Raw genomic sequence first — 10,473 nt, forward strand, 5'->3', positions numbered from 1 at the left:
CCGGTTTCGTCTAGCATGAAACTCCGCGTCTCGGAAAGCAGGCAGCACCGCTGCCCGCTCAGATGCCGCCCATGCAGATATACTTCATCTCCAGATAGTCCTCGAGCCCGTGGCGCGACCCTTCGCGGCCGATGCCGGACTGCTTCATGCCGCCGAAGGGGGCGGCTTCGGAGGACATGCGGCCCGTATTGATGCCGACCATGCCATATTCCAGCGCTTCCGCCACCCGCCAGACACGGCGCAGGTTCGAGGCGTAGAAATAGGCGGCCAGACCGTAGATCGTGTCATTGGCCTCGCGCACGACCTGCTCCGGATCCTCGAAACGGATGATCGGCGCGAGCGGACCGAAGGTTTCCTCCTGCGCGATGCGCATGCCGCCGGTCACGCCGGTCAGCACCGTCGGCTCGAAGAAGGTGCCGCCATTGCCGATCCGCCGGCCGCCGCAGCGAACCGCGCCGCCCTTGGCGACGGCATCCTCGATATGCGCCTCGATCTTGCCGAGCGCGCGGTCGTCGATCAGCGGGCCGATCGCCACGTCGGGGGCAAAACCGTCGCCGACGGTCAGGCCACGCACCCGTTCGGCAAACTTCCGGGCAAATTCGTCATGCACGCCGGCCTGTACATATAGCCGGTTCGCGGAGACGCAGGTCTGGCCGGCATTGCGGAACTTTGCCTGGATCGCGCCATCGACGGCGGCATCCACATCCGCGTCGTCGAAGACGATGAAGGGCGCGTTCCCGCCAAGCTCGAGGCTGACCTTCTTCACCTGATCGGCGCACTGGCGCATGAGCAGCCGCCCCACTTCGGTGGAGCCGGTGAAGCTGATCTTGCGGACCTTCAGGTTGCCGCAGAGCTCGCGCCCGATGGCATCCCCTTCCGAGGCATAGACGAGATTGACGACCCCCTCGGGAAAGCCGGCCTGTTCCGCGAGGGCGAACATGGCACCGGCGACGAGGGGGGTCTGCTCGGCGGGCTTCAGGATGACCGTGCAGCCGGCGGCGAGCGCCGGCGAAATCTTGCGCGCCACCATCGAGGCCGGGAAATTCCAGGGCGTGATCGTGCCCACCACGCCGACGGGCTGCTTGATCACCATCATGCGCCGGTCGGTGGAGGGCGCGGAAATCGTCTCCCCATAGATGCGGTTTGCCTCCTCCGCATACCATTGCAGATAGGCGGCGGCATGAGACACCTCGGAACGCGCCTCGGCGAGCGGCTTTCCCATCTCCGCCGTCAGGATCGCGGCGAGATCCTCCGTATGGGTGACGATCAGCTGGTGCCAGCGCCACAGGGTGTCGGAGCGTTCGCGGGCGGTGAGGGCGGCCCAGGTCTCCTGCGCCGCGTAGGCCCGATCGATGGCGGCGGCCGTTTCGGCAACGCCCATGTCCGGCAGCTCGGCGAGCTTCTCGCCCGTCGAGGGATTGAAGACCGCGAAGCGCTTCGCCGTGCCGACCGTGCCGAGGGACGGCAGGCGATCGATGCCGGAAAAGAGGTCCGGCCGCTTGAGGTGACGGGTCAGCGCATCGAAGAGGGGCATGGCGGTTCACTCCTGTTGCTCGCTTGTATAGCGGCAGCCACCACCCCGGCAATATCGCCGGCGTCAATGCTGACCCGTTCTTTTTGCCGGGGCGGGGAGGGGAAGGCAGGTTTCAGGCCGGTTCCGCCGCCCGCGCGAGAACGGCCGTGGGCGACAGGCCCACATGGTGCTCGTATTTCGCCGGATCGGTCGCGCCTTCGGTATTGACGACGAAGATGCGGGAGGAGGGGCCGAGGCCGAGCGCCTCCCGGATCGCGGGATCGCAGGCGGCCCGCATCAGTCCGGCAAGGCCCACGCCGCCGCTTTCCCCGGCAATGACGGCGGGATCGCCGCCAAGCGGGCTGGCAAGGCGGCGCATGACGGCAACCGCATCCTCCTCGTCGACGGTCATGAAGGCATCGCCGACCCGCGAGAGGATCCGCCAGGCGACGAGCGACGGCTCGTAACAGTCGAGCATGGCCATCACGGTCGGCTCGCCGGGCGGCACGGCGACCGGTCTGCCGGCCCTGGCGCTTTCCACCATGCAGGCGGCGCGGGCGGGATCGACGGCGACGAAGAAGGGGCGATCGCTGCCGAGCGCCAGCGCGAAATGGGCGGCGACCGCGGCCGCGATGCCGCCGACGCCGACCTGCACGAAGACATGGGTCGGGGGCTCGGGAAGCGCCTTCAGCGCCTCGTGGACAATGGCCGTATAGCCCTGCATCACGAGGCTCGGGATTCGCTCGTAGCCGGGCCAGGACGTATCGGACACGATGGTCCAGCCGTTCTCCGTCGCAACCCGTGCGGCCTCGCGGACGGATTCGTCATAGGTGCCGTCGACGCGGATCATCTCCGCGCCGAAACGGGCAATGGCCGCCACCCGTTCGTCGCTGACATGGGAATGGACGAAGATCGCCGCCCGCGCGCCGACCAGCTCGGCGCCCTGCGCCACCGAGCGCCCGTGATTGCCGTCCGTCGCACAGGCGAAGGTCATGGTGCGGGCCACCGCCCTGACTTCGGGATCGTGGAGCTCCGAAACGTCGAGGCTGCGCCCGAGCCGGCGCCCGGCCTCCTCGAGGACGAGCCGGATGACGGTGTAGGAGCCGCCGAGCGCCTTGAAGCTGCCGAGCCCGAGCCTCTGCCCCTCGTCCTTGAGGTGGATGCTGCCGACACCGAGATGGCTCGCCAGCCCGGAAAGGGAGACGAGGGGCGTCGGGGCGCTGTTCTCCCGGAAGGTCAGGAAACGCTCGACCTCGGTCGCCGCCGCAACGCCGAGCATCTCCGAGTCGCGCGGGTCGAGCGGGGCGTGGTGGTCGGGGTGGGAATTCATCAGGAACATGGCTGCCTCTCTCTCTCTGTCTTGCGGAAAGATATTGCAGCACCGGCGAAATGTGCGCTGAATATGAGAGGGCCATTTGCAATTTTGTTTCGTCCGCGCGTCAGGAGAACCGCATGAAGCTTGACGATTTCGACCGGAAGATCCTGGCGATCCTGCAGAAGGACAATCTGACGCCGCAGCGCACCATCGGCGAGGCGATCAACCTGTCCGCGCCAGCGGTGCAGCGGCGCATCGCGAAGATGACGGAAGCCGGGATAATCCGCGCCAATGTGGCGGTGCTCGATCCCGCCGCGCTGGGCAACCCGATCACCCTCTTCGTCGAGGTGGAGGTGATCAGCGAGACGGCGGCGCAGATCGAGGAGGCGAAGCGGGAATTCGCCCGCACGCCGGAGATCCAGCAATGCTACTACGTGACGGGGGACGCCGATTTCGTGCTCGTCATCCTCGTGCCCCACATGGCGGCCTACGAGGCGCTGACGCGCCGGCTGTTCTTCGGCAACAACAATGTGAAGCGCTTCCGCACGCTGGTCGCGATGGACCGGATCAAGACCGGGCTAGAGGTGCCGCTCGGCGCATGAGACGGGAGAGGACGTCGCCTCTCCCGATGCTCAGGCTGCGCTGCGCGCCAGGCGGACGGACTGCCCCTGCGCCGCCTGTCCCCGTTCGGAAAGCCGGAACTGCGCGATCATCCCCAGCAGCTTGTTGCATTCCACGGCAAGGGTACCGGAGGCCGCGCTCGATTCTTCCACCATCGCTGCATTCTGCTGCGTGCCCTGATCCATGGTGTTTACCGCCTGATTGATGGACTGGAGGCCCGAGGACTGCTCGTGCGACGAGACGGAAATGGCCTTCATGTGATCGTTGATGACGAAGATCAGCTCATTGATCGCCTTCAGCGCGCCGCCCGTTTCGCTGACGAGCTGTACCCCGCGGGATACCTCGCTGGCGGAAGAGTGGATCAGGTCCTTGATTTCCTTCGCGGCCTTGGCAGAGCGTTGGGCAAGCTCGCGCACCTCCTGCGCCACGACGGCAAAGCCGCGCCCGGCCTCGCCCGCCCGGGCTGCCTCCACGCCTGCATTCAGCGCCAGCAGGTTCGTCTGGAAGGCGATCTCGTCGATGACGGAAATGATGCTGGAAATCCGGCGCGACGATTCCTCGATCTGGCCCATCGCATTGACCGCATTGGCAACAACCGCACCGGACTCCTCCGCGCTCGAATTCGCGCGCGCCGCCACCTGGCTCGCCTCGCCGGCCCGGCTGGTGGAGTTGGAAACGTTCACCGTTATCTGGTCGAGGGCGGCCGCAGTCTCTTCAAGCGTTGCGGCCTGGCTTTCGGTGCGCCGGGAGAGATTCTGGATGGCCTCGCTGATGTCGTGCGAGCCGTCGCTGATCGTGCGGACGCTGCGGGAGATCTCCACGAACGTATCGTTGAGCTGGCGGACGGAGCGGTTCAGGTCCTCCCGGAGCTGCTCGAATTCCGGCGCGAACTTCTCCTCGAGCTGGAAGCCGAAATCCCCGGCGCACAGGCGCGTCAGTGCATCGCCGAGGGCATTCACCGTATTGACGCGCCGGGTTACGTCATTGGCGAATTTCACCACCTTCACGACTTTGCCGTTCTGGTCGAAGATCGGGTTGTAGGAACCGGAAATGACGACGATGCTGCCATCCTTGGTCAAGCGCCGGAATTCGGAAGCCCGGTACTGGCCTGCCGCAAGCCCGGCCCAGAAGGCGGCGTATTCGGCGCTCTCGCCATAGTCCCGCTCGACGAACAGCCGGTGTGGCCGGCCCCGAATTTCGTCCAGCGTATAGCCCATCAGGTTGAGGAAGTTGGCATTCGCGCTGATGATCTCGCCCGTCGGCGTGAACTCGATGATGGCCTGGGACCGGCCGATCGCCGCGATCTGCGCTGCGTAGTCGAGATTGAGAAGGCGTTCGCGGGCATTGGACCATTCGACGACGAAACCGGTTACCGTGCCCCTGCGCTTCAACGGTGTGACGATCAGGTCGAAGACGTGCGGGCCGATGGTGATGGTGGCCTCGTGGCGCGCGGACAGCGCGGCCAGCATCTTGCGCTGATGCCCCGGGTTCTTGTGGAAAACGTCGATATTGCTGCCGATCAGTCCGTCGACGCTGAAATGCGGCAGCTCCTTGCGCAGGTCGGCTTCGACATCCTTGAGCAGCTCGATGACCGCCTCGTTCATGAAGGTGATGTTGAGATCCCGGTCGGCGATCATGACATTCGCCTGGATCGCCTGCAGCGCTTCGAGCTTCAGGCCGGATTTGCGGGTGATGGTAGGAAACATGGGAAGAGGCCCCGGAGACGAAACAAGTATACAGGGGGGTCGAGTGCACAACCTGTAATTTATAATAATACTAAAAAGTATAAAATGCACTAATTGTATACGGATACTTTAATTTATATCAAGCCGAAAGGAAGACGGCTCCCGCGAAGGGCGGGAGCCGGTCCTGTTACTGCACGACCTTGATGATCTTGCGCGTGCCGGGATCGACGATGACGGTGGTGCCGTTGACGACCGTGTATTCGTAGTTCACGTCAGGCGCTTCGATCCGGTGAAGCTCGACCGTGTCGGGCAGGGCGGTCCCGACCGTGACTTCCACATCGGGCACGTCCACGGACGTCACCGTGTGCTTCGTCACATATTCGGTGATCACCGGCTCCTGCTCGGTGGTTATGACGACGTCCTGCGCGAGCGCGACACAGGAACCGCCGGTGAGGATGAAGGCCGCGACGGCCATTCGAGCAAGCTGTTTCATTGTCTCTTCTCCAATCGCTGAATATCGCCCGAATGGCGATGGATGGATAATCCGGAGAAGAATTGTTTGTTCCGCTGGGGGCCCGATATCCTGGGGGAGGGCAGGCCGGCCGGCCTGCCCTCCCGCCCTTCTCACGAGGCCGCGCGCAGGGCTTCGGCGCCGGTTCCCACCACGCTTGCCACCGTCTCCCCGAAGGAGGAGGGCGTCGGCACGATGGTCACGCCGGCATTCTTGAGGATCTCCACCTTTTCCTGCGCCGATTCCCCGAAGGCGGAGATGATCGCGCCCGCATGGCCCATCTTGCGGCCCTTGGGAGCGGAAAGGCCGGCAATATAGGCGATCAGCGGCTTCGTCATGTGCTTTTCGGCCCAGAGAGCGGCTTCGGCCTCCTGCGGGCCGCCGATCTCGCCGATCATCACCACCGCATCCGTATCGGGATCCTCCTCGAAAAGCTCCAGCATGTCCTTGAAGGAGGAGCCGTTGATCGGATCGCCGCCGATGCCGACGGAGGTCGAGACGCCGATGCCATAGGCCTTCATCTGGCTCGCCGCCTCGTAGCCGAGGGTGCCGGAGCGCCCGACGATGCCCACCCGGCCCGGCAGGTAGATGTGGCCCGGCATGATGCCGAGAAGCGATTCCCCGGGCGTGATCATGCCCGCGCAGTTGGGACCGATCAGGCGCATGCGGTCCTCGTAGCGATACCGGCGCATGGTGCGCTTCACGCGGATCATGTCCTGGCTCGGAATGCCGTCGGTGATGCAGACGCAGAGCTTGATGCCCGCATCCGCGGCCTCCAGGATCGAATCCGCCGCAAAGGGCGGAGGCACGAAGACGATGGAGGTGTCCGCGCCGGTTTCCTGCACGGCGCCCTTCACGGTGTTGAAGACGGGCAGGCCGAGATGGGTCGTGCCGCCCTTGCCGGGCGTGACCCCGCCGACGACATTGGTGCCGTACCTCTTCATGTCCTCGGCATGGAAGCTTCCGATCTTGCCGGTGAAGCCCTGCACGATGACGCGGTTCTTGCTGTTCAGTAGGATGCTCATCGGTCTTCCTCCTCAGGCTGCTGCCCTGGTGACGCTCTTCCACGCGGCGACGGCCTTTTCCGCGGCCTCCGCCAGGGTCTCCGCCACGATGATCTGTTCGCCGGACTCGGCAAGGATGCGCCGGCCCTCCTCCACGTTGGTGCCCGCAAGGCGCACCACCAGCGGCACCGGCACGCCCACCTCGCGGATCGCCTTCACCACGCCTTCCGCCACCCAGTCGCAGCGGTTGATGCCGGCGAAGATGTTGACGAGGATGGTCTCCACGTTCTTGTCGCCGAGCACGGCGCGGAAGCTCTTGGCCACCCGCTCCGGCGAGGCGCCGCCGCCGATGTCGAGGAAGTTCGCCGGTTCGCCGCCGGCGATCTTGATCATGTCCATGGTCGCCATGGCCAGCCCCGCACCGTTGATGATGCAGCCGATGCGCCCGTCGAGACCCACATAGGAGAGGCCGCGGTCGGAGGCGAAGGTCTCGCGCGGGTCTTCCTGGCTCTTGTCGCGCAGTTCGGAGATCTGCGGCCGGCGGAAGAGCGCGTTGTCGTCGAAGGACATCTTGGCGTCGAGTGCCAGCAGCCGGCCGTCGCGGGTGACGACGAGCGGGTTGATCTCCAGCATGGAGGCATCGAGTTCGCGGAAGGCGCGGTAGCACCCCATCAGCGTCTGCACGGCCTTGCCGATGATGGCATTGTCGAGCCCGAGGCCGAAGGCGATCTCGCGCGCCTGGAATTCCATCATGCCGGTGCCGGGATCCACCACGGCGCGGATGATCGAATCCGGCTCCCGCTCGGCGATTTCCTCGATTTCCATGCCGCCGGAGCCGGAGGCGACGATCATCACCCGCTCTTCCTTCCGGTCGAGAACGAAGCCGAGATAGATCTCGCGCTGGATGTCCATCGCTTCCTCGACATAGAGGCGGGAGACGAGCTTGCCGCGCGGGCCGGTCTGCGCCGTCACCAGCTTGCGGCCGAGCATGAATTCCGCGGCTTCGGAAATCTCCTTGTCGTTGGCGCAGAGGCGGATGCCGCCGGCCTTGCCGCGGGCGCCGGAATGGATCTGCGCCTTCACCACCCAGCGGCTGCCGCCGATCTCGCTCGCCCGGTAGGCGGCCTGTTCGGGACTGTAGGCGAGGCCGCCGCGCGGCACCTCGACATTGTAGCGGGCCAGGATTTCCTTGGCCTGGTATTCGTGAATGTCCATTGGTTCCTCCCGGTCGTCACTCGGCCGCGATGGCCTGGGCCGCAGCCCTGATTGCATCTGATGTGGCGATCACGTTCCTCGCCATGCGCTCGGAGGCGGCATCGATCATCTTGCCGTCGAGCGAGGCCGCGCCCTTGCCCTGGGCCTCCGCTTCCTTCAGCGCTGAAATGATCCGCTCCGCCTTCGTCACCTCGGCGGGAAGCGGCGAGAACACCTCGTTGGCAAGCGCGATCTGCGAGGGGTGGATCGCCCATTTGCCCTCGATGCCGAGCGCCGCCGCCCGGCGGGCCGCCGCGCGATAGCCTTCCGGATCGGAGAAGTCGCCGAAGGGCCCGTCGATGGGGCGAAGCCCGTAGGCCCGGCAGGCGACGGTCATCCGCGAGAGCGCGAAATGCCACTGGTCGCCCGGATAATCCGGGTTGAGCCCGCCGATGTTGACGGTGCGCGCCTTGTTGAAGGCGGCATAATCGGCAACGCCGAAATGCAGGGCCTCCAGCCGGTGCGGATAGGCGGCAATCGCCTCGACATTGGCCATGCCGAGCGCCGTCTCGATCAGCGCTTCCAGGCCGACGCGGGTCTTGTAGCCCTTCGCCATCTCGATCTGGTTGCAGATGGCATCGACCATGTAGAGGTCGGCAGGCACGCCCACCTTCGGCACCAGGATGGTGTCCAGACGGTCGCCGGCCTGTTCCATCAGGTCGACCACGTCGCGATACATGTAATGGGTATCGAGCCCGTTGATGCGCACCGAGACGGTCTTGCCCCGGCCGCGCCAGTCGATCTCGTTCAGCGCGCGGATGATGTTGGCGCGGGCGCGCTCCTTGTCCGGCGGCGCCACGGCGTCCTCGATGTCGAGGAAGACATAGTCGGCGGCCGAATTGGCGGCCTTGAGGATCATTTCCTCGTTCGAACCCGGCACCGCAAGCTCGGAGCGCTGGACGCGCAGCTTGCGCAGGTGGTGAATGGTGTGGCTCATCGCTTGCTCCTCAGGCGGCCTTGGCAAGGCTCTGCTGGTTGCGGAAGAAATCGACCGCGGCGCCGACGCCGGAGCCCGGCTTCAGCTTCACGCCGCAATCGAGCATCGTCATTTCCGCCGCCGACAGCGCGGAGCAGACCATGACCTCGTCGAGCGAACCGAGATGACCGATGCGGAAGACCTTGCCGGCGACCTTGGCAAGGCCGGCGCCGAAGGCGGTGTTGTAGCGGACGAGGCCGTGGCGGACGACCTGCGCGCCATCGATCCCTTCGGGCAGAACGATCGCCGAGACCGTGTCGGAGTGCCATTTCGGCTCCTTCGCGCAGAGCTTCAGCCCCCAGCCGGAGACGGCGCGGCGCACGCCCTCGGCAAGGCGGTGATGGCGGGCATGGATGTTGTCGAGCCCTTCCTCGGCAATGAGATCGAGCGCCACGCGCAGGCCGCGCAGCAGCTGGGTCGGCGGGGTATAGGGGAAATAGCCCGTGTCGTTGGTGCGGATCATGTCCTCGAAGGAGAAGTAGCAGCGCATGTGCCGGGCCGTCCGTGCCGCCTCCAGCGCCTTGGCCGATACGGAAAGGAAGCCGAGGCCGGCGGGCAGCATGAAGCCCTTCTGCGAGCCGGAGACCGCGCAATCCACGCCCCATTCCTCCTGGCGGAAGTCGATGGAGCCGATCGAGGAAACGCCGTCGACGAAGAGCAGCGCCGGGTGCCGGGCGGCATCGAGCGCACGCCTGACGGCGGCGACATCGGAGGTCACGCCGGTCGCGGTTTCGTTCTGGGTGACGAAGACCGCCTTGATGCGGTGCTCCCGGTCGGCCATCAGCCGCTCGGCGTAAAGCTCCACCGGAACGCCCGTGCCCCATTCGCAATCGATGACATCGACATCGAAGCCCAGGCGTTCGGCCATGTCGACCCAGAGGTGGGAGAACTGGCCGAAGCGGGACATCAGCACCCGGTCGCCGGGCGAAAGCACGTTGGTCATCGCCGCTTCCCAGGCGCCGGTGCCGGAAGAGGGATAGATGAAGACGCGGCCGGTCTCGTTGCGGAAGACCGACTTCAGGTCGCTGAAGATCGGCAGGGTCAGCTCGGGGAAGGACCAGGCGCGCATGTCTTCCATGGGCAGGTTCATCGCCCTGCGAACCTCGTCCGGTATATTGGTCGGTCCGGGAATGAAGAGATGGGAATGGCCTGCCATGAAGATCCTCCGTCTGTCTGCGCCGCCAGATCTGGCGCTTCTGGAGCGGATGATTTCGCCCACGGCCTCCACCCGCAACACCCGCCCGGATGAGCCGCCAATCTCTTTCGCGAACCGTGTCGAGTAGGGCCTTTCCTACCCGTCCGGCGAGGCGAAAGGCCCCGATCCGGCGGGTTTTGCCGCCCGTCCGGTTCTCCTTCCGGTTGCCCGGCAAAGGGCCGTTCCGGCGCGCTTCGGCGCGGATCGGATTGGGGCTAGGGTGCGTCGCAATCGGATCGGATGTCGCAATTCCTCCGTGCTAGCCTTTGTCCGATTTCGCCTCGGGGAGGAGGCGGGTCCGGCATGGCCGGACCGGGAAGGCAATCGGGAGGAATCCGCGTCGCGTGCCGGGCCGGCAAAGGCCGGGCAGGCGGGACGCCGGTTCCCGAGAGGGAGCGA

General features: G+C 65.7%; 10 protein-coding genes. 2 read left to right on the top strand and 8 right to left on the bottom strand.

The window, feature by feature from the left end; genetic code table 11:
* Positions 1-58: 58 nt before the first annotated feature.
* Together GGR23_RS16645 and GGR23_RS16650 are read right to left on the bottom strand one after the other, a co-directional pair.
* The gene (locus tag GGR23_RS16645; protein WP_183367432.1) at positions 59-1,534 is read right to left on the bottom strand and encodes an NAD-dependent succinate-semialdehyde dehydrogenase; all 1,476 of its coding nucleotides are present in this window, start codon (positions 1,532-1,534) and stop codon (positions 59-61) included.
* 112 nt (positions 1,535-1,646) lie between these two features.
* Complete coding sequence (locus GGR23_RS16650) at positions 1,647-2,852, bottom strand: diaminopropionate ammonia-lyase (protein ID WP_183367433.1); 1,206 nt, start codon at positions 2,850-2,852, stop codon at positions 1,647-1,649.
* A gap of 113 nt (positions 2,853-2,965) precedes the next feature.
* Here GGR23_RS16650 and GGR23_RS16655 point away from each other — a divergent pair, with 113 nt between their 5' ends.
* Entirely contained in the window at positions 2,966-3,430 is a 465-nt protein-coding gene (locus GGR23_RS16655) for an Lrp/AsnC family transcriptional regulator (RefSeq protein WP_183367434.1), read from the top strand.
* Positions 3,431-3,460: 30 nt separating this feature from the next.
* On the opposite strand, the gene GGR23_RS16660 is transcribed toward GGR23_RS16655, so the two are convergent.
* The 6 genes from GGR23_RS16660 to GGR23_RS16685 all read right to left on the bottom strand — a co-directional run bounded on the left by GGR23_RS16660 (position 3,461) and on the right by GGR23_RS16685 (position 10,035).
* The gene (locus tag GGR23_RS16660; protein ID WP_246365664.1) at positions 3,461-5,155 is read right to left on the bottom strand and encodes a methyl-accepting chemotaxis protein; all 1,695 of its coding nucleotides are present in this window, start codon (positions 5,153-5,155) and stop codon (positions 3,461-3,463) included.
* Between the two features lie 166 nt (positions 5,156-5,321).
* Positions 5,322-5,627, bottom strand: coding sequence for a DUF1236 domain-containing protein (locus tag GGR23_RS16665; RefSeq protein WP_183367435.1), 306 nt, complete (start codon positions 5,625-5,627; stop codon positions 5,322-5,324).
* A 131-nt stretch (positions 5,628-5,758) separates the two neighbouring features.
* Positions 5,759-6,670, bottom strand: a complete 912-nt coding sequence (gene sucD, locus GGR23_RS16670) for a succinate--CoA ligase subunit alpha (protein ID WP_183367436.1) — start codon at positions 6,668-6,670, stop codon at positions 5,759-5,761.
* A 12-nt stretch (positions 6,671-6,682) separates the two neighbouring features.
* Positions 6,683-7,864, bottom strand: a complete 1,182-nt coding sequence (locus GGR23_RS16675) for a malate--CoA ligase subunit beta (protein WP_183367437.1) — start codon at positions 7,862-7,864, stop codon at positions 6,683-6,685.
* A gap of 16 nt (positions 7,865-7,880) precedes the next feature.
* Complete coding sequence (locus GGR23_RS16680) at positions 7,881-8,840, bottom strand: HpcH/HpaI aldolase/citrate lyase family protein (RefSeq protein WP_183367438.1); 960 nt, start codon at positions 8,838-8,840, stop codon at positions 7,881-7,883.
* A 10-nt stretch (positions 8,841-8,850) separates the two neighbouring features.
* Positions 8,851-10,035 carry an aminotransferase class V-fold PLP-dependent enzyme gene (locus GGR23_RS16685; RefSeq protein ID WP_183367439.1) on the bottom strand — a complete coding sequence of 395 codons (1,185 nt, stop codon included), beginning with the start codon at positions 10,033-10,035 and terminating at the stop codon, positions 8,851-8,853.
* On the opposite strand from GGR23_RS16685, the gene GGR23_RS23485 reads away from it, so the two are divergent.
* Positions 10,034-10,162, top strand: a complete 129-nt coding sequence (locus GGR23_RS23485; protein ID WP_281375750.1) for a hypothetical protein — start codon at positions 10,034-10,036, stop codon at positions 10,160-10,162. The two genes, GGR23_RS16685 and GGR23_RS23485, sit on opposite strands and share 2 nt — an antisense overlap.
* The last annotated feature ends 311 nt before the right edge of the window (positions 10,163-10,473 follow it).

The sequence above is a fragment of the Gellertiella hungarica genome (assembly GCF_014197145.1).
GTDB classification, from domain to species: domain Bacteria; phylum Pseudomonadota; class Alphaproteobacteria; order Rhizobiales; family Rhizobiaceae; genus Gellertiella; species Gellertiella hungarica.